Below are 22,112 nucleotides of genomic sequence, written 5' to 3' on the forward strand. Positions count from 1 at the left end.
ACCCAAAAACAATTAATTCATTTAAATCAATATCTTGTGATGGATTTTTAAAGCCATTTAACAATTCGTCGCCAAGCGGAAATTCAACGACACTCGCGTACCATGGCCTTCACTGCTGCTGAGCCTGACCGAGCCGCCGAAGCGTTCCATGATGCGTTTCACCAGCACCAGCCCCACCCCCAACCCACCCTGTTTGGTGGTAAAGAACGGCCGGAAGGCCATGCGCTGCTGCTGTTCGTTCATACCCTTGCCGTTGTCGGACAGGCGCAGGGTCAGGCTGCGCCGGTCATGGCGCACCACCTCGATACGCAGCCGTCCGCCCTGCTCCATCGATTCCAGCGCATTGGCGATCAGGCTGCTGAAAATCTGCCGCAGTAACGCCGGATGCCCCAACACCTGTACCGCCGGTAACGGTTGCAGGTCCAGGCTCACCCCTTCACGCGCCAACTGCACGGCGTAGCTCTGCAGGCTCTCCTGCAAGGCCAGCGACAAGTCCACCGCGACCGCCTCATCGTTCAGTGGGCGCAGCGACTGCAGCATCTGGCGGATCCACTGCGACATGCGGTCAACCTGGCTGATGATGTCGTTGATATTGCGCTGTGCCGGCCCTTCGTCGAACGCCTGGGCCAGCTCGGCACTGGAGCGGATACTGGCCAGCGGGTTGCGCAGGCTGTGGGCCACCGCCGAGGACACCTCGCCGAGTGCCACATAGGTTTCGTTGTTGATCAGCCGCTTCTGCTGCACTGCCAGCAACCGCGCAGCGCGGTGCATGATGCCGTACAGGCCAACGTAGACCAGTGCGGCGCCGACGGTGATCGCCAGCCAGATCAGTATCAGGCCATGCTCGATACGCACGATCAGGTCATGGGGCTCTTTATAGATCTCGACCATGGCCGTGACATGCTCGCCATCAGCAGCGAACAGCGGAATGTAGTTTTCGATGAACAGCTGCTCGGGCGGGGTGACAAACTTCTGCTCGGCGCGGGCCTCTTCGAAGTTGTGGTAGCTGGCCGAGACTCGCATCTTGTACTCGAAAGCCCGCTCCAGGTCGTCGTCGCTGTCAATCAGCTTGCCAATCAGCGCCGGGTTGGTGGACCAGATCACCATACGGTCGGGGGCATAGATATTGGCCAGCAGCATGTCTGGCAGGTGGGCGATATGGTCAAGAAACTCGCCGCGGGCCTTGCGCCGGGCATCCGGGTCGACGTCCGGCAGGTTGCTGCGGTCGGTGCGCGGGTCCAGCAGCTCGCCCATTGTGCGCACGTTGGGGATCGACACATGGCGCACTTCGGCGTCGGCGATGGAGGTGATGAATTGTGCCGTGAGCAAGGCATCACGCTCAACGCTCTCATCGATGATGAATCGGCTGGAAATCAGCCCCAGGCCGACAGCCACCGAAAGGATGATGGCGAGGCTGACCCAGGCATACCAGCGCAACAGGTTGAACGGCTTGCGTGGGGCTGTCAGCTCGTTACCGGCAGGCACTTCGATGGCGTCGGAACGGGGGGCGATGTCCATGGCGGGCTCCACAGCTGGGCACCTTCAGAAGGTTATAGCCCAGACCTGGGGAAACCGTAGTGCTAAATTGATGGCAACCGCCGAAGGGTACAGGGACCGCGTAACCTCTGACACGCAATTACAGTGGCGAATCATTCGCCAACCCCTGCAGCCTGCGGTATTCGCGCAGCACCGTGGGCACATAGCGCCGGGTTTCGGCAAACGGCGGCACGGCGCCGCGCCGCATCACGGCGTCCGGCCCAGCGTTATAAGCTGCCACGGCCAGGGTGATGTCGTTGTCGAAGAGGGTAAGCATCTGCTTGAGGTATCGTGCCCCGCCCTGCACGTTGTCCTCAGGGTCCAGGCGGTCTTCCACGCCCATTTCGCGGGCAGTATCCGGCATCAGTTGCATCAACCCTACTGCCCCCGCCCGCGACCGGGCCTTCGGGTTGTAGCCGGACTCGGCCTTGATCAGCGCATGCAGCAGGGCCGGTGGCACGTTGTGGATGCGCGCTGCCGTGGCGACCACCTCGGCGTAAGGCCGGCCAGTGATCATCTGCGCATTGGCCGGGCCAGCCTGGGCCGCCTGTTCGCTGATCACCTTTTCATAGTGGCGCCCGGGTCGATGGACGTTGGTCAGTACGTAGCCGCCCTTGGCATCGATGGAGATGTACACATCGGCCTGGGCGGCACCTGCCGCCAGCCAGATCAAACCGAGGATGAGTCCACGCATGACGGTTGCCTCTTCGTCGTGGCCCCCGAAGTGGGGGAAATGCCCCGGAAAACCCGAGGTCGATGACCACGACGCAAGCACTGTGCCGCTTCCTGTACCGCATGGCGCAAGGCCCCGAGGCAGACGTGCACGGCTGTTGCATGGTGCTTGGCAACCCGTGTCCCCATGCAGTGGAGGGCTTCACCATGCAGTGCAGAACCAAACCGCAACGTGGCTTCACCCTGCTCGAACTCCTGGTGGTGCTGGTGGTGCTCGGCCTGTTGGCCGGCATCGTCGCGCCCAAGTACTTCAGCCAGCTCGGTCGCTCCGAAGCCAAGGTGGCGCGGGCGCAGATAGAAGGGCTGGGCAAGGCGCTGGATTTGTATCGCCTGGAGGTCGGCCACTACCCCAACAGCGAGCAAGGCCTGCAGGCCCTGGTAATCGCCCCCAGTGGCGAAGCGCGCTGGACCGGCCCGTACCTGCAGAAGGCCGTGCCCCAGGACCCATGGGGCCGCCCTTACATCTACCGGCAACCTGGCGAAAACGGTGGTGAATACGACCTGCTGTCGATGGGCAAGGACGGCCAGCCCGGCGGTGACGGGGAAAACGCCGAAATTACCAGCTGGCAGTAAGGAGAGTGGCCATGCGCTACAGCCTCAAGGCCCTGGGCAGACAGGGCGTGGTGCAGTTGCAGATCGACGCTGAGGACGCCGACCAGGCCCGCCGCCAGGCCGAGGACCAAGGCTTGCGCGTGCTCAGCCTGCGCAGCAACGGCGGCGCCTTGCGCGGTATGGCCTGGCGACGCGAAGCGGCATTCGACCTGGTTCTGTTCAGCCAGGAACTGTCGACCCTGCTCAATGCCGGCCTGCCGCTGATCGACGCACTGGAGAGCCTGGCAGAAAAGGCCCCTGCATCCGCCACACGCAAGGTGCTGGCCGAGTTGGTACGCCAGCTGTACGAAGGCCGTTCGCTGTCCCAGGCCCTGGGCCAGCAACCGCGGATATTTCCGCCGCTGTACGTGGCGCTGGTGCAGTCCAGCGAACGCACCGGTGCGCTGGGCGACGCCCTCACGCGCTACATCAGTTATCGCCAGCGCCTGGACCTGGTACGGCAGAAGCTGGTGGGGGCCTCGGTCTACCCGTTGCTGCTGTTGCTGGTGGGTGGCGGCGTAGTGCTGTTCCTGCTTGGCTATGTGGTGCCGCGTTTCAGCCAGGTGTTCGAGGGCATGGGTACCGAATTGCCTTGGCTGTCACGGGTGTTGATGCAGATCGGGCTATTTTTGCATGCCCAGCAACTGCCGCTGGCGCTGGGCACGGTCGTTGGGGGCACGGCGTTGTGGCTGCTACGCCGCCACCCACGGGTACGGCGCTGGGCATCCTGCCAGTTGCGCCGCCTGCCGGCGCTGCATCAACGCTTGATGATGTACGAGCTGGCGCGCTTCTATCGCTCGTTGGGCATCCTGCTGCAAGGCGGCATTCCCATCCTCACCGCCATGGGCATGGCCCGCGGCCTGCTCGGCAGCGCAGCAGCCCAGGGCTTGGGCCAGGCCAGCCAACGGGTGGGCGAAGGGCTGCCATTGTCCGATGCGCTGGAGGCCGGGCGCCTGGTTACACCCGTGTCGCTGCGCCTGCTGCGGGCCGGCGAGCAATCCGGCAACCTGGGCGAGATGCTGGAACGCTGCGCCGACTTCCATGACCAGGAAATCGGCCGCTGGGTGGAATGGTTCGTGAAACTCTTCGAACCGCTGCTGATGACGTTCATCGGCCTGCTGATCGGCCTGATCGTGATCCTGATGTACATGCCGATCTTCGAACTGGCCTCAAGCATTCACTGAATGGCCAGGCCCAGGCTCTCGCGCAGAGTGCTGCCTTCGTATGCCGTACGGTACACCCCGCGCTCTTGCAGCAGCGGCACCACCTGCTGGGTAAACCGGCGGAACTGCCCGGGGTGGCCGATGTAGATGTTAAAGCCATCCAGCGCCCGCGCCTCGAACCACTCGGTCATTTTTGCCGCTACCGTTTCGGCCGAGCCAACGAACGCCCCTGGGCGCAGCTTGCGCCCGAATTCCACCGCCTGGCGCAAGCTGAACCCCTGCTCCCGTGCCTGATCGGCGATGCGCTTGGCGTTGGTGAAGAAGCTGCTGCGTGCGTGCTCCAGGCTTTCCTGGGGGAACGGCGCATCAAGGTCGTACTGGCTGAAGTCGTGCCAGCCGAAATTGCGCCCGAATTCCTTGAGGGCCAGCTCGAAGCTATGGTCCTGCTGGTGGTAATGGCGTTCGATCTCGCGGGCGTGTTCGTCTGTATCGCCCACGTAAATCTCGGCACCAGGCAACACCAGCAGTTGCTCGGGGTCGCGCCCCAGCCGCGCAGCGCGATCTTTCACATCGCGGTAGAACGCCTGGCCCTGCTCGATGCTGGCGGCATGAGTGAAAATGACGTCTGCCGTGGCCGCCCCAAGCTCGCGCCCTTGCTGCGAGTCGCCCGCCTGGAAGATCACCGGCTGGCCCTGGGGGGAACGCTGGATATTCAACGGCCCTACGACCGAGAAGTGCTCGCCCTTGTGGTTCAGGGCATGCATTCGGCTTGGGTCGAGGAATTGCCCGGTCGCGCGGTTGCGCGGGAACGCGCCGTCTTCATAGGAGTGCCACAGCCCCTGCACCACAGCCACATGTTCCAGGGCACGGGCATACCGGGTGTCGTAGTCGTAGTGCTCGTCACGGCCATAGTTGCAAGCGGTACCGGCGTCACCACTGGTGACCACGTTCCAGCCAGCGCGGCCCTTGCTGATCAGGTCCAGCGAGGCCAAGCGACGGGCGACGTTGAAAGGTTCGTTGTAGGAGGTGGTCAGGGTACCGACCAGGCCGATGTTGCGGGTAGTCACTGCCAGTGCCGAGAGCAGGGTCAGCGGCTCCAGACGGTTGAGATAGTGCGACGGCGAGCCGGGGGTGATGTACTGGCTGTCGACGATGAAGATGAGGTCGAACAGCGCCGCTTCGGCCTGGCGGGCGATGTCGATGTACCAGTCGATATTGACGCTGGCGTCGGCGGGCAGCTCCGGGTCCAGCCACAGGTTGTGCCGGCCTGGGCCGCCGCAGCCCATGGTCAGGGCACCAAGCTTGATTTTGCGAGTAGTCATGGTCATTCCTCAAAAAGGTTCTGCCTGTACCGGCCCTATCGCCGGCAAGCCAGCTCCCACAGGAGCCCCTAAGGCCGAAGCCTAACGGTGTACCTGTGGGAGCTGGCTTGCCGGCGATAGGGCCATTACAGGAGTGCTTAGTGGTCGAGCGCTGCCGCGAACGAGGTATCGAACAGGCTCGACGCCGGGTAGTTCTTGATCAGCCCCAGCCCGGCAAAGAAGTCCACGGTCTTCTGCGCATCCACGATCACCTGCGGGTTCAGCGGCGCGACATCGGTACGGGCGCGGGCAAACCAGATGCGGGCAATGTCGCGGTCGGCACGGGTGCGTTTGGCCCAGGCATCGGCATAAGCCTCGGTATGGGCCGGGTCGCTCAGGGTCCAGTCACGGGCCTTTTTCAGGCGCTGCAGAAAATCACTGATCTGTGCCCGCTTGGCCTCCACCGCCTTGGCATTGGCCACCACGAAGCTCTGCGCCGGGATCAATCCTTCGGCCGTGGCCAGCACCCGCGCCCCTTGGCGCTCCTGCTGGGTGACATAGGGCTCCCAGGTCGCGATCACATCCACTGAACCGCCATCCAGGGCATGCGAGGCGTCCAGGGCGCTGAGGTAGCGCAGCTCCAGGGCATCACGCGGCACGGCGGCCTTGTCCAGCGCGCTGAATAGCAACTGCTGGCTCCAGGAGCCCTTCCAGATCGCCGCACGTTTGCCGCGCAGGTCTTCGAGGCTGTGAATGTTCGAGTCCTTACTCGCCAGGATCGCCACGCCATCCAGGTTCTGCCGGCTGACCGCAATCACCTTGATCGGGGCGCCCAGGGCACCAAGGAACAACGGCGGCGCATCGCCCAGCAGGCCGATGTCCAGGCTGCCCACGTTCAGCGCCTCGGCTACCGGCGAGCCGGCCGTAAACTGCTTCCACTCCAATGTATACGGCAGGTCGTCGAGCACGCCGGCCGCTTCCATGACCGCTCGGGCATTGAAGCTCTGGTCACCGACCACCAAGGTTTGCGCGGCAGCGGCCAGGCTGAGGGAGCTGGCCAGCACACCGGCAGCCAATTGCTTGAGGTATCGCACGTTCGTCTCCAGGTACCGTAGGGGTACTTCAGGCCGATCCGCGCGTGCGGTCTCGTGGGGGGCATGGGGCTGATATATTCACTTTGAATATAACCAGAGCAATGCTTATAAGTTATCGATTAAGCGCAGCGCCGTGAAATTCGTTTTGGGCATAACCTAATGCTTTGCCCATGCGCCCATTTCAAAACAGATTCACCCATCTGTAAATGCGTTATTTGCATATTAGCTTATTCGTATTTTTACTTTTGAGAATATTCAGTGCGTTTGCTAGGGTTAACCCAAACCGTCAGCCGAGCCTGAACCATGAGCCAACCCCTGCGCCTTGAGCGCCTGCGCCACTTCATCGACGCGCTTGCGCAACTGGTGGACCAAGAAAACGACGAAGCCACCCTCCTCGACCACGGCCAGAGCCTGCTGCGCAGCCTGGTCGCCCACGACGACTGGTTGCCCGAAGCACTGGCGCAGCCAGACCCGACCCGTTACCAGCAATATTTGCTGCATTGCGATTCGCGCCAACGCTTTTCCATCGTCAGCTTCGTCTGGGGGCCAGGCCAGCAGACACCGATCCACGACCACCGGGTCTGGGGCCTGATCGGCATGCTGCGCGGCGCGGAATATTCGCAAGGCTTCGCCCGTAGCGAACACGGCGCATTTTTGCCAGCGGGTGAGCCTGTACGCCTTGATCCCGGCCATGTAGAGGCCGTTTCGCCGCGTATTGGCGATGTTCATCAAGTCAGCAACGCGTTCGACGACCGGGTTTCTATCAGCATCCACGTGTATGGCGCCAACATCGGTGCCGTCAGCCGCGCGGTGTACTCGCCCGACGGCAGCGAAAAACCGTTCATTTCCGGCTATTCCAACAGCCTTCTGCCCAACATCTGGGACCTGTCCAAAGAGAACCCTGCCCCATGAGTACCGTTGCCCCCCGTTCCTACCAAGACATTCGCCAGGCCTTGCTGGCCCACGAAGAACTGGCGCTGATCGATGTGCGCGAGGAAGACCCGTTCGCCCAGGAACACCCCCTGTTCACTGCCAATATCCCCTTGTCCAAGCTGGAACTGGAGATTTTCGCCCGCGTGCCACGGCGCGACACCCGCATTACGGTGTATGACGACGGTGAAGGCCTGGCACATCAGGCCGCCGAACGCCTGGTGGCGTTAGGGTACAGCGATGTCGCATTGCTCGAAGGCGGCCTGGCCGGCTGGCGCGCCGCCGGTGGCGAGCTGTTCCGTGACGTGAACGTACCGAGCAAGGCCTTTGGCGAGCTGGTCGAAAGCGTGCGCCATACCCCGTCGCTGGCGGCCGAACAGGTGCAGGCGCTGCTGGACGACAAGGCCGATGTGGTGGTGCTCGACGCCCGCCGCTTCGACGAATACCAGACCATGAGCATCCCGGGGGGCATCAGTGTGCCGGGTGCCGAACTGGTACTGCGGGTTGCCGAACTGGCGCCCAGCCCCGCCACGCAGGTCATCGTCAACTGCGCAGGGCGCACCCGCAGCATCATCGGCACCCAGTCGCTGGTCAACGCCGGCATCCCCAACCCCGTGGCTGCCCTGCGCAACGGCACCATCGGCTGGACCCTGGCCGGGCAAACGCTGGCACACGGCCAGGAGCGCCGCTTCGCCGAGGTGAGCGACAACACCCGCGCAAACGCCGCCCAACGCGCCCGCAATGTGGCCGACCGCGCCGGTGTGCTGCGCCTGGAGCGCGAAGCCCTGGCCGTTTGGCAGGCCGATACCCGGCGCACCACCTACCTGTTCGATGTGCGCACCCCCGAGGAATATGCCCACGGCCACCTGCCGGCCAGCCGCAGTGTACCGGGCGGGCAACTGGTGCAGGAAACCGACCACGTCGCCAGCGTGCGGGGGGCGCGAATCGTGCTGGTGGATGACGACGGCGTGCGGGCCAACATGAGCGCTTCCTGGCTGGCGCAAATGGGCTGGCAGGTCGCCGTGCTCGATGGCGTGTCGGCGCAAGATTTCAGCGAGACCGGTGATTGGCAGGCTCCCCAACCGCCACTGCCCGCAGTCACCGAAATCGGCGTCGAGCAGTTGGACGACTGGCTGCAAACGCCAGGCACCGTGGTGCTGGACTTCACCACCAGTGCCAACTACGTTAAACGCCATATTCCAGGCGCCCACTGGGCAATTCGCGCGCAGTTGCCGCAGGTGCTGGAACAGCTGCCAGTAGCCGAGCGCTATGTACTGACCTGCGGCAGCAGCCTGCTGGCACGCTTTGCGGCGGTAGACTTGCAGGCGCTTACGCAAACCCCGGTGTACGTACTGGACGGCGGCACGGCGCAGTGGATTGCGGCAGGCAAGCCGCTGGAAAGTGGCGAAAAGCACCTGGCGGTGGCGCGTACCGACCGTTATCGCCGGCCTTATGAAGGCACTGATAACCCGCGTGAGGCCATGCAGGGGTACCTGGACTGGGAGTTCGGGCTGATTGCCCAGCTGGAGCGGGATGGCACCCACGGGTTCAACGTATTGAGCTGAGATTGCCGGGGCGCGTTGCGCCCCTTTTCGCAACACATCACTGCGCCCTGCTTGTTCCGGGCAGCTTCTCTTCCCCCTCACCTTTTTAGCTGGGCCATTGCTGAATGTGCGCAATTGAAATAAATTGCGACTAATTCTCATTAGCGCGCAACAGCACCATGCCTGACTCCCTCCCCTCGACCGGACACAGCCTGGCCGGCCTGTACGCCAACCACCATGGCTGGCTGGTGAACTGGCTGCGCGGCCGGCTGCAGTGTTCGCAGCAGGCCGCCGACCTGGCCCAGGACACGTTCGTGCGTGTACTGCTGGCCGACCGCAGCCAGCCTTTGCTCAGTGAACTGCGCGAGCCGCGCCACTTTCTGGTGACCATGGCCAGGCGCGTGATGATCGACAGCTTCCGCCGCCGGGCACTGGAGCAGGCCTACCTGCAACTGTTGGCCGAACAGCCCGAACAGTATGCGATTTCCCCCGAGGAACGCTGGATGCTGGTCGAAACCCTGCAAGCACTGGATGCGATGCTTGAAGGCCTGGGCAAGAAGGTAAAGCAGGCGTTTCTGTTATCGCAGTTGCGTGGCCTGGGCTACAAGGACATCGCCGCCCAGATGGACGTATCGGTCAGTTCGGTCACCAAGTACATTGCCCGCGCCACCGAGCACTGCTTGCTGTTTGCCCTGGAACACGGCCAGTGAGCCCGCTGCCCCAACGACAGGCACTGAGTGCCGCCGCGCAGTGGTTTGCCCGGCTGGGCGAGGCCCCTGCAGACCCGGACCTGCAGCAACGCTGGCAGGCCTGGCATGCAGCCGACCCGCAGCACCAGTGGGCGTGGCAGCGGGTGGCCATGTTGCAGGCACAACTGAACCAGGCACAAGGCGCACTAGGCCATGACGTGCTGGAGCGTGTCGGCCAGCAGGGCCCGGCGCTGCAGCGGCGCATGCTGCTCAAGGGGCTGTTGCTGGGCTCGGCGCTCGGCGCCTTGGGCTGGCGCGGTTATCGGGATGCGCCGGCGTGGCTGGCCGATGTGCGCACTGCCATCGGCGAACAGCGCAGGTTGACGCTGAGTGACGGCAGCCGCCTTATCCTTAACACCGGCAGTGCGGTAGACATTGCCTTCAGCAACGACACCCGCCAGCTACGGCTGCGTGCCGGGGAGATCTTTGTCGAAACTGCCGCCGATCACCGCCCGTTCATGGTCAGTACTGGCGAAGGGTACATCAGGGCGCTGGGCACCCGGTTCAGCGTCAGACAACAGGACCACCAGACCCGCGTATGCGTTTACCAGCACGCCGTCGTCGTGAACCCGATCAACGCGGGTGGCGAGCAAACCCGCCTGGACAGTGGCCATGGCCTGTTGTTCGACAACACCCGCATCCTGCATCGCATGCCACTGGCCAGTACCGACGCGGCCTGGACCGAAGGCCAACTGGTGGTAGACGATTGGCGCCTGGATCACCTGCTCGAAGAATTACAGCGGTACCGCACTGGCTACCTGGGCTGCGACACGGCCGTCGGCCACTTGCGGGTTTCCGGCGCCTATTCGCTCACCGATCTTGACCTGACCCTGGCCACCGTTGCCCGCTCGCTGCCGGTAAAGCTGGTGCGCCATACCCGCTTCTGGACACGCGTGGAGCCATTGAGCGGCAATGCCTGAAAAAAATGCACAGGGCATTGTCGATTTGCCCTCGCCCATTCGCCTCCCTGGCAATAACACCGAAAACACTACGCCCAGGAAGCCCGCATGCGCCGCCTTATCTCACCACCCCGCCAAGCACTCACGTTTGCCTTGCTCGGCGCCTCGCTCGCCCTGCTCCCGCCGCTGCTGCCCGGTGCAGCCATGGCCCAGGCAGCCAACGCGCAGAAGACCTACACCATCAGCGGCGGCCCGCTGAGCACGGTGCTCGGCCGCTTCGCCAACGCAGCCGGGGTTGTGCTGTCGTTCGACAGCCAGCTCACTGCTGGCAAGCAAAGTGCCGGCCTGCAGGGCACCTACAGTGTCGAACAGGGCTTCGCCGCACTCCTGGCTGGCACCGGCCTGGGCGCTGCGCCCGCCGAGCAAGGCGCCTATGTGCTGTACCCGACCGAGTCCGGCAATGCTGTGCAACTGGGCGCGACCAGCGTGGTGGGCGATGGCCTGGCCGAAACCACCGAGAACACGGGGGCCTACACCACCGGGCGTACCCGTACCGCAACCAAACTGGGCCTGTCACTGCGCGAAACGCCGCAGTCGGTCAGCGTGGTCACTCGCCAGGTGATGAACGATCACCACCTGGCCTCGATCGACGATGTGGTGAAATTCACCCCGGGGCTGTCCAGCAACCATCGTGACAGCGAACGCTATACCTTCTATGCCCGGGGCTTCCAGATCCAGAACTTCCAGTACGACGGTATCCCGGCGCAAATCGCCAACGAGTCGCAACAATTCACCAGTACCTTGGCCGACATGGCGATCTATGACCGGGTCGAAGTGGTCCGAGGTGCCACCGGCCTGCTCAGTGGTGCAGGCACGCCGTCGGCCACGCTCAACCTGGTGCGCAAGCGGCCTACGGAGGATGCACAGGCGACGGTGGCTGGCGAAGTCGGTTCATGGGACCGCTACCGCACCGAAGCCGATGTCTCCGGGCCGCTCACCGAAGCCGGCAACATCCGCGGCCGCCTGGTCGGGGTGTACGAAACCGCCAACTCGTTCGTTGACTGGTACAAGACCGACAAGCGCGTGATGTACGGTGCCCTGGACATCGACCTGAGCGAAGACACCCTGCTGCGCCTGAGCCTCGACTACCAGAACAACAATGCCGATGGCGTCAGCTTCGGGCACATCCCTTTGTTCAACAGCGATGGCAGCGCAACAAACTTCTCGCGGTCGTTCAACCCCGCCGCGCGCTGGAGCTACCTGAACAATACCCAGTACAACTTCACCGGCCTGCTGGAGCACAAGCTGGCCAACGACTGGGTCGCCAAGGCCGCCTACAGCCACCAGTACGCGTACCGCCGTGGCGTCACCGGCTCCGCCAGCGCCGGTACGCCCGACCCCCTTACCGGCAGCGGCGTATCGATGTATATCAACCGCCTCGACAGCTACCAGACACAGGACAATTTCGACCTGTACGCCACCGGCCCCTTCCAGCTGGGCGGCCGCGAACATGAGCTGGTGTTGGGCAGCAACCTGGCCTACACCCACCTCAACTACCCCACCTACGAACGCGGCTTCCCTGCGGTCGACAACATCTATGCATGGGATGGCGACCCCCATGGCAAACCGCACCTGGCCAAGACCGAAGAGAGCCTGTCACGCCTGAGCCAGTCCGGTGTCTACGCCGCCGTGCGCCTCAAGCCGTATGATCCGCTGTCGATTATTCTCGGCAGCCGGGTGAGCTGGTGGAACCAGAAGGACGACAGCAGCGATGATTTGACCGGCGAGGTCACTGGCCGCGACCGCACGAAGAAATCCGGCGTGGTCACGCCCTACGCCGGTGTGGTGCTGGACCTGAACGACACGTATTCGGTGTACGCCAGCTGGACGCAGATTTTCCTGCCCCAGACCTATTACAAGACCGCCAGCAATACCTCGCTGGACCCGCTCGAAGGCGACAACTACGAACTTGGCATCAAGGGCGAGTTCTACGACGGCGCTTTGAACGCCAGCGCCGCACTGTTCGAAGTCAAACAGAAGAACACGCCGCAACTGGTGGATGACAGTGGCCCCCAGGAAATCTACCGGGCCATTGCCGGCACTACCACCCGCGGCATCGAGACGGAAATTTCCGGCGAAGTACTGCCAGGCTGGAATGTATTTGGCGGCTACACCTACCGCGAGTCCCACGACAAGGAGGGCAACCGCGTCGAAACCAACCAGCCCATGAACCTGTTCAAGCTGGCCACAACTTATCGCCTGCCCGGTGACTGGAACAAGCTGACCGTGGGCGGCAACATGACTTGGCAAAGCGACATCTACGCGGTCAATTCAGATCTGGGCACCAAGGCGCACCAGCGTGACTATGGCGTGGTCGGGCTGCTGGCCAACTATGCCTTCGATGAACACCTGAGCGTAGGGCTGAACCTGAACAACCTGTTCGACAAGAAGTACTATGACGGCCTGGGCACGTTCAGCTCCGGCTCTTATGGTGAGCCACGCAACCTGGTGGCGAATGCCCGCTGGCGGTTCTGAGGGAATGCACGCGAACGGGGCTGCCAGGCAGCCCCATCATGCCCGCCATCGATGAATGATCCACACATATCATTCAGCGTGATATTAACCTTCGTCCCGTTCGATTCGTGCCTCACGCGCAACACACTCACACTCCGCCCACTACTAATACATTGGCGGAGTTCTCCATGGAACAATCTCTCAAACCCTTGCGCTTTCCCCTCGCTGCCTTGGCAGTGGTGGTGATCAGCGCTTGCGGTCGAACCCCAGACGCCGTGCAGGCTCCCGCCGCGCCGAAGGTCACTGTGGCCAAGGTGATCGAGCAACCGATCAACGAATGGGACGAATTCACCGGCCGCCTTGAAGCCCCGGAAACTGTTGAAGTTCGCCCGCGGGTAGCCGGCCAGATCGACCAGGTCGCCTTCACCGAAGGCGCCCAGGTGAAAAAAGGCGACCTGCTGTTCCAGATCGACCCACGCCCGTTCCAGGCTGAAGTCCGCCGCCTCGAAGCCCAACTGCAACAGGCCAAGGCCACCGCCATTCGCAGCGCCAACGAAGCGCGCCGTGGCGAACGCCTGCGCGACAGCAACGCCATCTCCGCCGAACTTGCAGAATCGCGTAGCAGCGCTGCCGCCGAAGCCCGCGCCGGGGTCGACGCGATCCAGGCACAGCTCGACCTGGCGCGCCTGAACCTCAGCTTCACCCGCGTCACCGCGCCCATCAGTGGCCGCGTCAGCCGTGCCCAGTTCACTGCCGGCAACATCGTCACGGCCGATGTCACCCCGCTGACCAGCGTGGTGTCCACCGACAAGGTCTACGCCTACTTCGACGCCGACGAGCGCGTGTACCTCAAGTACACCCAGCTGGCACGCGAAGGCCAGCGTGGCCAGAGCACCCCGGTGTACCTGGGCCTCACCAATGAAACCGGCAACCCGCACCAGGGCCAGATGAACTTCGTCGACAACCAGGTCAACCCGCGCACCGGCACCATCCGTGGTCGTGCGGTGTTTGACAACCGCGACGGCCAGTTCACCCCGGGCCTGTACGCACGCCTGAAGCTGGTCGGCAGCGCCCAGTACGACGCCATGCTGATCAACGACGAAGCCGTGGGCACCGACCTTGGCAAGAAGTTCGTGCTGGTCATGGACAAGGACAACAAGGCCACCTACCGCGCCGTGGAACTGGGGCCGAAGCTGGAAGGCCTGCGCATCGTGCGTAGCGGCCTGGCCAAGGATGACCGCATCGTGGTCAAGGGCCTGCAGCGCGTGCGCCCAGGCTCGCCGGTCACCCCGGAAGAAACCCCAATGGCCAGCGAACAGACCCTCGCCGCCCTCGCCCAGCAGCGCCAGGCACTGGAGGCCAGCAACCCGGCGCCGAAAGTGGCGGGCAACAACGTGAAAGTCGCCAGCGCCCAGGCGCCACGCGGTTAAGGGAACATACCGATGAACTTCTCGAAATTCTTCATTACCCGGCCGATTTTCGCCGCGGTGCTGTCGCTGGTGCTGCTGATTGCGGGGTCGATCTCGCTGTTCCAGCTGCCGATCAGCGAATATCCCGAAGTGGTGCCGCCCACCGTGGTGGTACGTGCCAACTTCCCCGGCGCCAACCCCAAGGTCATCGGCGAAACCGTCGCCGCGCCGCTGGAGCAGGCAATTACCGGTGTGGAAAACATGCTGTACATGTCTTCCCAGTCCACCGCTGACGGCAAGCTGACGCTGACCATCACGTTCGCCCTGGGCACCGACCTGGACAACGCCCAGGTGCAGGTGCAGAACCGCGTCACCCGTACCCAGCCCAAGCTGCCCGAGGAAGTGACGCGTATCGGTATCACCGTCGACAAGGCCTCGCCCGACCTGACCATGGTCGTGCACCTGACGTCGCCGGACAACCGCTACGACATGCTCTACCTGTCCAACTACGCCATCCTCAACATCAAGGACGAGCTGGCGCGTCTGGGCGGCGTAGGCGACGTGCAACTGTTCGGCATGGGCGACTACTCGCTGCGCGTGTGGCTCGATCCGAACAAGACCGCTTCGCGCAACCTCACCGCCAGTGATGTGGTAGCGGCAATCCGCGAGCAGAACCGCCAGGTGGCTGCCGGCCAGCTGGGCGCCCCGCCCGCCCCGGGCTCCACCAGCTTCCAGCTGTCGATCAACACCCAGGGCCGTCTGGTCAACGAGGAAGAGTTCGAAAACATCATCATCCGTGCCGGTGCCGATGGCGAAATCACCCGCCTGAAGGACATCGCCCGGGTCGAACTCGGCTCCAGCCAGTACGCCTTGCGCTCGCTGCTGAACAACCAGCCGGCGGTGGCCATCCCGATCTTCCAGCGCCCAGGCTCCAACGCCATCGAGATCTCCGACGAAGTGCGGGCGAAAATGGCCGAGCTGAAGAAGGACTTCCCTGAAGGGATGGACTACAGCATCGTCTATGACCCGACCATCTTCGTGCGCGGCTCCATCGAAGCAGTGGTGCACACCCTGTTCGAAGCCCTGGTGCTGGTCGTGCTGGTGGTCATCCTGTTCCTGCAGACCTGGCGTGCCTCGATCATCCCGCTGCTGGCCGTGCCGGTATCGTTGATCGGTACATTTGCAGTGATGCACCTGTTCGGTTTCTCGCTTAACGCCTTGTCGCTATTCGGCTTGGTGCTGGCCATCGGCATCGTGGTGGACGACGCCATCGTCGTGGTGGAGAACGTCGAACGTAACATCGGGCTGGGCCTGAAACCGCTGGAAGCCACGCAAAAGGCGATGAGCGAAGTGACCGGGCCGATCATTGCCACCGCCCTGGTGCTGTGCGCCGTGTTCGTACCGGCTGCGTTCATTTCCGGCCTTACCGGGCAGTTCTACAAGCAGTTCGCCCTGACCATCGCCATTTCCACCGTGATCTCGGCGTTCAACTCGCTGACCCTGTCGCCGGCCTTGGCTGCCGTGCTGCTGAAGGACCACCATGCGCCCAAGGACCGTTTCTCGCGGTTCCTCGACAAACTGCTGGGCAGCTGGCTGTTCTCGCCGTTCAACCGTTTCTTCGACCGCGCCAGCCACCGCTACGTGGGTGGCGTGCGCCGGGTCATCCGCTCCAGCGGCATCGCCCTGTTCGTCTATGCCGGCCTGATGGGCCTGACCTACCTCGGCTTCTCGTCCACGCCGACCGGTTTCGTGCCGGCCCAGGACAAGCAGTACCTGGTGGCCTTCGCCCAGCTGCCGGACGCCGCCAGCCTCGACCGCACCGAAGCGGTGATCAAGCGCATGAGCGAAATCGCCCTGAAGCAGCCTGGCGTGGCCGATTCGGTGGCCTTCCCTGGCCTGTCGATCAACGGTTTCACCAACAGCCCGAACAGCGGCATCGTGTTCACTCCGCTCAAGCCGTTCGATGAGCGCAAGGACCCGAGCCAGTCGGCGGCGGCCATCGCGGCTGCACTGAATGCCCAGTTCGCCGATATCCAGGACGCCTACATCGCCATCTTCCCGCCGCCGCCTGTACAGGGCCTGGGCACGATCGGCGGTTTCCGCCTGCAAATCGAAGACCGTGGCAACCTGGGTTACGAAGCGCTGTACAAGGAAACCCAGAACATCATCACCAAGAGCCACAACGTGCCGGAGCTGGCAGGCCTGTTCACCAGCTACCAGGTCAACGTGCCGCAGGTCGATGCCGCCATCGACCGGGAAAAGGCCAAGACCCACGGCGTGGCGATCACCGACATCTTCGACACCCTGCAGGTTTACCTGGGCTCGCTGTACACCAACGACTTCAACCGCTTTGGCCGCACCTACCAGGTCAACGTCCAGGCTGAGCAGCAGTTCCGCCTCGATGCCGAACAGATCGGCCAGTTGAAGGTGCGCAACAACCTCGGCGAGATGATCCCGCTGGCGACCTTCCTCAAGGTCAGCGACACCTCCGGGCCGGACCGCGTCATGCACTACAACGGTTTCATCACCGCAGAAATCAACGGTGCCGCAGCCCCGGGCTACAGCTCTGGCCAGGCCGAAGCTGCCATCGAGAAGCTGCTTAAAGAGGAACTGCCCAACGGCATGACCTTCGAGTGGACCGACCTGACCTACCAGCAGATCCTCTCGGGCAATACCGCACTGCTGGTCTTCCCGCTGTGCGTACTGCTGGCGTTCCTGGTGCTGGCTGCCCAGTACGAAAGCTGGAGCCTGCCGCTGGCGGTGATCCTGATTGTACCGATGACCCTGCTGTCGGCCATCACCGGTGTGATCGTGTCGGGTGGCGACAACAACATCTTCACCCAGATCGGCCTGATCGTACTGGTGGGCCTGGCGTGCAAGAACGCGATCCTGATCGTCGAGTTCGCCAAGGATGAACAGGCCAAGGGCCTGGATCCGCTGGCTGCGGTGCTGGAAGCCTGCCGCCTGCGCCTGCGGCCGATCCTGATGACTTCGATTGCCTTCATCATGGGTGTGGTTCCGCTGGTGTTCAGCTCGGGTGCAGGTTCGGAAATGCGCCATGCCATGGGTGTGGCGGTGTTCTCGGGGATGATCGGCGTGACCGTGTTCGGCCTGTTCCTGACCCCGGTGTTCTTCTTCCTGATTCGCCGTTTCGTCGAGCGTCGCCAGGCCCGCAAGGCCGAGCGCGTTCAAGTGCTGGAGAACCATGCATGAAGCTGCTCAAACCCCTGACCCCAAGCCTGCTGGCACTGGCCCTGGCAGCCTGTGCGGTAGGCCCGGACTACCAGGCCCCGGCAACCGAACCTGCACAAATGAGCAGCGATGTGCAGGCCAAGGCCTACGACCGTAGCCGCTTCGAAAGCCTGTGGTGGAAGCAGTTCGACGACCCGGTCCTGAACCAGCTGGTGCAGGCTTCGCTGGACGGCAACCGTGACTTGCGCGTGGCCTTCGCCCGCCTGAAATCCGCCCGTTCGATCCGCGAAGACGCCGAGAACGACCAGTTCCCGGTTGTCACCAGCCGCGCCAGCAGCGACATCGGCAAGGGCCAGATCCCCGGCCAGACCACGCAGCGGGTGAACAGCGAGCGCTATGACCTGGGCCTGGACATGGCCTGGGAGCTTGACCTGTTCGGGCGCATCCAGCGCCAGATCGAGGCCAGCGAAGCCCAGGAAGCGGTAGCCGCCGCCGACCTGCAACAGTTGCAGGTCAGCCTGATCGCCGAACTGGTCGATGCCTATGGGCAACTGCGCGGTGCGCAATTGCGCGAGAAGATCGCCTTGGCCAACCTCAAGACCCAGCAGGAATCGCGGACCATTACCGAAACCCTGCGCGATGCCGGCGTGGGCAACGACCTCGACGTGGTACGTGCCGATGCACGCCTGGCCGGGGTCGAAGCCACCGTGCCGCAACTGCAGGCCGAACAGGCACGGGCGCGGCACCGCATCGCCACCCTGCTCGGCCAGCGCCCGGACGCGCTCAGCGTAGACCTGTCACCCAAGGACCTGCCGGCCATCGCCAAGGCGTTGCCGGTGGGTGACCCGGGTGAACTGCTGCGCCGTCGCCCGGACATCCGCAGTGCCGAGCGCCAGCTGGCTGCCGCCACCGCCAACGTCGGCGTGGCCACGGCAGACCTGTTCCCCCGTGTCAGCCTCAGCGGCTTCCTTGGCTTTACTGCCGCACGCGGCTCGCAGATCGGCTCCTCGGCAGCCAATGCCTGGGCGCTGGGCCCAAGCATTACCTGGGCAGCCTTCGACCTGGGCAGCGTGCGGGCCCGCCTGCGTGGCGCCAAGGCCGATGCCGAAGGGGCGCTGGCCAACTACGAGCAGCAGGTATTGCTGGCCCTGGAAGAATCGGCCAATGCCTTCAGCGATTACGACAAGACCCAGCAGCGGCTGCTGTCGCTGATGCGCCAGAGCGACGCCAGCCGCAAGGCAGCGGAGCTGGCCTCGATTCGATATCGCGAAGGTACGGTGGACTACCTGGTACTGCTCGACGCCGAGCGCGAGCGGCTGAGCGCCGAGGATGCGCAGGCCCAGGGTGAGGTCGATCTGTACCGCGGTATCGTTTCCATCTACAAGGCCCTGGGCGGCGGCTGGCAACCGGAGACCGTAGCCAGCACACGCTGACACACCCGTTTCAACGACTCCTTTGGTTGGCTCCTCCCCCAACCGTTTGCCCCGCTGGCCTTGGTCCGCGGGGCTTTTTTATGTCGTTTAATCTTCAGCGCCTGCGAGAACGAGCGCCGCCCGCGCGGCGCATCGCGAGCTGCGCTCGCTCCTACGCTTGTTTCGGGCCAATCGAACCTGCGAGATACGCGCGCGACCGCCTTGGCGCCTGCACTCGGTTGCATTTACCCCCCGGCTGGCCCAAGCTCTGCCCTTCCCGCCGCCACGGACCGTCCGATGCACAGACGCAACCGCTACCTGATCGCCCTGCTGCTGTTGATCCTGGTATCGGCCCTGTTCGGTTACCTGTGGCGCGATGAGCAGCCAGCCCCGCCGACCTTGCCCGCACACAGCTATGCCAAGGCGCTGCGCCAGGCCCATGACGGCCAACCCGGCGCTGCGCGCGTGCTGTACCAGCAATTGCAACGCGACGACCTGTCCCCTGTCCGCCGCGCTGCACTGTATGCCGAGTTACCCAACTACCCCTCCCCCCAGGCATTGAAACTCGCCCGCCAGGACCTGGAGCATGCCGACCCGCTGGTGCGCCGTGCGGCCATTGCCGGTATCCGCCGCCTGCTGCCGGCGGCCCAGCGCAGCCTGGTGCTCGGCCCATTGCTGGACGACGACGAACAAAGCGTGCGCTTTGCTGCCGTGGATGCCCTACTGGGCCTCGATCCCGATGCCATCGGCCTGTATTTCGGCCCGTTGCAGGCAGCCCTGGAACAATACCAGCAGGCGCTCGAGCAACAACCCGAGGATGCCGACGCCCAGGTACACCTGGCGCGCCTGTACCTGCACGAAAACGACTACACCCAGGCAGCCACGGCCTTGCAGCGGGCGCTAGAGGTTGCACCCGGCAACCTCGACGCCCTGGCCACCCAGGTGCGCCTGCTGGAGCGTCAGGGCCACCACGATGCCTCGCGCCAGGTCTTGGGCAAAGCCTTGGCGCTAAGCCCCGACTCAGCCTTCCTGCAGTACGAGCTGGGGCTCTGGCTGAACCGCCACGAGCAGCGCGAGTACGCCTTGCTGGCTTTGTCCCGCGCCGTCGAACTGGACCCGGACAACGCCGACTACCGTTATACGCTGGCAGTCACGCTGCACGAGCTGGAACAACTCGACGCCGCGCAAAAGCAGCTGGAAACCGTGCTCAGCCGGCAACCGGCCAACCGCCGGGCGCGGGTGCTGCTGATCCAGTACTCGAAAGAGACCGGGCAACTGCAGAACGTACAAGTGCTGCTGGCCGAGCTGGAGCGTCAGAACCCGGACGACCCCGTATTACAACAGGGCCTGTAGGCAACACCTGAATATTGTTGAACCCTGAGTGTGTGCCCAGGGTCCAGTGGGTATCAGGCCACCCTACAGGAGAGTCGTTTTGGCCCATTCACTGGCGCTGGATGAACGTGCCTTGATTCTGGCACCTCCGCCATTAGCGGCGGATACCTCGCGCCTGCTCGCCTCCGCCGGCATCGATAGCCTGTGCACTGTCGACCTGGCCAACCTGCACAGCTGCCTGGCTGAAGGCGCAGGCCTGGCAATCATTGCCGAGCAAGTGTTCAGCCAGGGCCCAAGCGCGATGCTGCAAGCATTCCTCGACCAGCAACAAAGCTGGTCGGACCTGCCCATCGTGCTGCTGATCCAGGGTGCCTGGTCGGCCACGGGCGCGAGTAACCACCCGGTAGGCAATCTTCTGCTGATGGTCGCCCCGTTCGACAATGCCCAACTGCTGCACATGACCCGATCCGCCCTGCGCAACCGGCGCCGGCAATACCTGACACGCGACCAGTTGCAGGACCTGCAGCAGCGTCTGAACACCCCGGTCGCATCGTCAGACCAGGAGCAGGAACGCAACGAGTTCGCCCACTACCAGGCACGCAAGATGGAAGCCATTGGCCAATTGGCCGGAGGGGTTGCTCATGACTTCAACAACCTGCTCACCAGTATTGGCGGCAGCTTCGAGCTGATTGAACGGCGACTGCATCAAGGCCGCTGCGATGGCCTGGACAGCGTGCTGCGCATGGGCCGTGAGGCAGTTGCACGCGCTGCCCGCCTCACCCACCGCTTGCTGGCGTTTTCCTCCCGCCAATCGCTGCACAGCCAGCGCGTCGACCTGCACAGCCTGCTTGAGGTGGAACGACTGAAGGCCTGCCTGAACCCTGCCGTAACCCTGCACGTGCACATCGCCAAAGGGCTGTGGCCCGTAGAAGCTGATAACAAGCAGTTGCAGGAAGCCCTGGACAACCTGCTGCTCAATGCCAGCGAAGCCATGCCCAATGGCGGCCAGTTACGAATTGAGGCGAGCAACCAGCACATCGAGAGCACACAATTCACCGGCGCAACCCTGTGCGCCGGTGACTATCTGCGCCTGAGCATCAAAGATGACGGCCAGGGCATGGCGCAAAGTACGATGGAGCACGCTTTCGAGCCGTTTTTCAGCACCAAGGCGATCGGCCAGGGCATCGGCCTGGGCCTGTCGATGGTGTACGGCTTCAGCAAGCAGTCCCGCGGGCATGTCACGCTGCACAGCCAGATCGGCCAAGGCACCCAGGTAGACCTGTACCTGCCGCGCCATATCGGCCAGGCCCGGGAACCGAGCAAGCCCATACCTGTGCAAGTTCCCCGAGGCCGTCATGTGCTGGTCGTCGAGGACGACCCCCATGTACGTCAATTGTTGTGTCAGGCGCTGCGCGAGAGCGGCTTTCCCTGCCACAGCGCGTCCGACGCCACCCAAGGCCTTAAAGTCCTGCGCTCGGCACAACCCGTCGATCTACTGGTCAGCGATATCGGCTTGCCCGGCATGAATGGCCGGCAACTGGCCGAAATTGCCCGCAGCCTGCATCCGCATTTGCCGGTGCTGTTCATCACCGGCTACGCGGAAACGGCCATGGCCCGCGAAGGGTTTCTTGACGCGGGCATGCACCTGATCTGCAAACCGTTTGAACTGAAAGAAATAAAGGCGCAGGTGACGCGGATTCTTGCCGAGTCCTGA

At 63.6% G+C, this 22,112-nt stretch carries 16 protein-coding genes; 12 read left to right on the forward strand and 4 right to left on the reverse strand.

From position 1 onward, the window contains the following. Positions 1 to 57: 57 nt before the first annotated feature. On the reverse strand, positions 58 to 1,518 hold the full coding sequence (locus tag WF331_RS18100; RefSeq protein WP_041167747.1) for a sensor histidine kinase: 1,461 nt from the start codon (positions 1,516 to 1,518) through the stop codon (positions 58 to 60). Between the two features lie 118 nt (positions 1,519 to 1,636). Beyond that, a complete protein-coding gene (locus WF331_RS18105; protein ID WP_016499897.1) occupies positions 1,637 to 2,230 on the reverse strand; it encodes a lytic transglycosylase domain-containing protein in 594 nt (197 codons plus the stop codon). A 185-nt stretch (positions 2,231 to 2,415) separates the two neighbouring features. Here WF331_RS18105 and gspG point away from each other — a divergent pair, with 185 nt between their 5' ends. Together gspG and WF331_RS18115 are read left to right on the forward strand one after the other, a co-directional pair. After that, the gene (gspG, locus tag WF331_RS18110; protein WP_041168041.1) at positions 2,416 to 2,841 is read left to right on the forward strand and encodes a type II secretion system major pseudopilin GspG; all 426 of its coding nucleotides are present in this window, start codon (positions 2,416 to 2,418) and stop codon (positions 2,839 to 2,841) included. 11 nt (positions 2,842 to 2,852) lie between these two features. After that, entirely contained in the window at positions 2,853 to 4,043 is a 1,191-nt protein-coding gene (locus WF331_RS18115; protein WP_340623176.1) for a type II secretion system F family protein, read from the forward strand. Here WF331_RS18115 and WF331_RS18120 read toward each other — a convergent pair. Together WF331_RS18120 and WF331_RS18125 are read right to left on the reverse strand one after the other, a co-directional pair. Further along, the gene (locus WF331_RS18120) at positions 4,037 to 5,344 is read right to left on the reverse strand and encodes an LLM class flavin-dependent oxidoreductase (protein WP_340623177.1); all 1,308 of its coding nucleotides are present in this window, start codon (positions 5,342 to 5,344) and stop codon (positions 4,037 to 4,039) included. The genes WF331_RS18115 and WF331_RS18120 overlap by 7 nt on opposite strands. Positions 5,345 to 5,481: 137 nt before the next feature. Then, a complete protein-coding gene (locus WF331_RS18125) occupies positions 5,482 to 6,417 on the reverse strand; it encodes an ABC transporter substrate-binding protein (protein ID WP_016499901.1) in 936 nt (311 codons plus the stop codon). A gap of 303 nt (positions 6,418 to 6,720) precedes the next feature. On the opposite strand from WF331_RS18125, the gene WF331_RS18130 reads away from it, so the two are divergent. From WF331_RS18130 to WF331_RS18175, 10 genes are all read left to right on the forward strand, one after another. Beyond that, positions 6,721 to 7,329, forward strand: coding sequence for a cysteine dioxygenase family protein (locus tag WF331_RS18130; RefSeq protein WP_016499902.1), 609 nt, complete (start codon positions 6,721 to 6,723; stop codon positions 7,327 to 7,329). Beyond that, positions 7,326 to 8,912 (forward strand): rhodanese-related sulfurtransferase, encoded by a 1,587-nt coding sequence (locus tag WF331_RS18135; protein ID WP_016499903.1) that lies wholly within the window; start codon positions 7,326 to 7,328, stop codon positions 8,910 to 8,912. The genes WF331_RS18130 and WF331_RS18135 overlap by 4 nt, the downstream gene beginning before the upstream one ends. 158 nt (positions 8,913 to 9,070) lie before the next feature. After that, a complete protein-coding gene (locus WF331_RS18140) occupies positions 9,071 to 9,601 on the forward strand; it encodes a sigma-70 family RNA polymerase sigma factor (protein ID WP_016499904.1) in 531 nt (176 codons plus the stop codon). Further along, positions 9,598 to 10,560, forward strand: coding sequence for a FecR domain-containing protein (locus WF331_RS18145; protein WP_016499905.1), 963 nt, complete (start codon positions 9,598 to 9,600; stop codon positions 10,558 to 10,560). Before WF331_RS18140 ends, WF331_RS18145 begins: the two co-directional genes overlap by 4 nt. 87 nt (positions 10,561 to 10,647) lie before the next feature. Then, a complete protein-coding gene (locus tag WF331_RS18150; RefSeq protein WP_340623178.1) occupies positions 10,648 to 13,074 on the forward strand; it encodes a TonB-dependent siderophore receptor in 2,427 nt (808 codons plus the stop codon). Positions 13,075 to 13,241: 167 nt separating this feature from the next. Continuing rightward, the gene (gene mexE / locus WF331_RS18155) at positions 13,242 to 14,483 is read left to right on the forward strand and encodes a multidrug efflux RND transporter periplasmic adaptor subunit MexE (protein WP_016499907.1); all 1,242 of its coding nucleotides are present in this window, start codon (positions 13,242 to 13,244) and stop codon (positions 14,481 to 14,483) included. 12 nt (positions 14,484 to 14,495) lie between these two features. Next, a complete protein-coding gene (locus tag WF331_RS18160; RefSeq protein ID WP_016499908.1) occupies positions 14,496 to 17,675 on the forward strand; it encodes an efflux RND transporter permease subunit in 3,180 nt (1,059 codons plus the stop codon). After that, positions 17,672 to 19,087 carry a TolC family protein gene (locus WF331_RS18165; protein WP_340623179.1) on the forward strand — a complete coding sequence of 472 codons (1,416 nt, stop codon included), beginning with the start codon at positions 17,672 to 17,674 and terminating at the stop codon, positions 19,085 to 19,087. Before WF331_RS18160 ends, WF331_RS18165 begins: the two co-directional genes overlap by 4 nt. A gap of 276 nt (positions 19,088 to 19,363) precedes the next feature. Continuing rightward, positions 19,364 to 20,419: a tetratricopeptide repeat protein gene (locus WF331_RS18170; protein ID WP_284360263.1), complete on the forward strand. Its 1,056-nt coding sequence runs from the start codon at positions 19,364 to 19,366 to the stop codon at positions 20,417 to 20,419. Between the two features lie 79 nt (positions 20,420 to 20,498). Beyond that, a complete protein-coding gene (locus WF331_RS18175; protein WP_340623180.1) occupies positions 20,499 to 22,112 on the forward strand; it encodes a response regulator in 1,614 nt (537 codons plus the stop codon).

Source organism: Pseudomonas sp. YNh, assembly GCF_037993085.1.
GTDB classification, from domain to species: Bacteria; Pseudomonadota; Gammaproteobacteria; order Pseudomonadales; family Pseudomonadaceae; genus Aquipseudomonas; species Aquipseudomonas putida.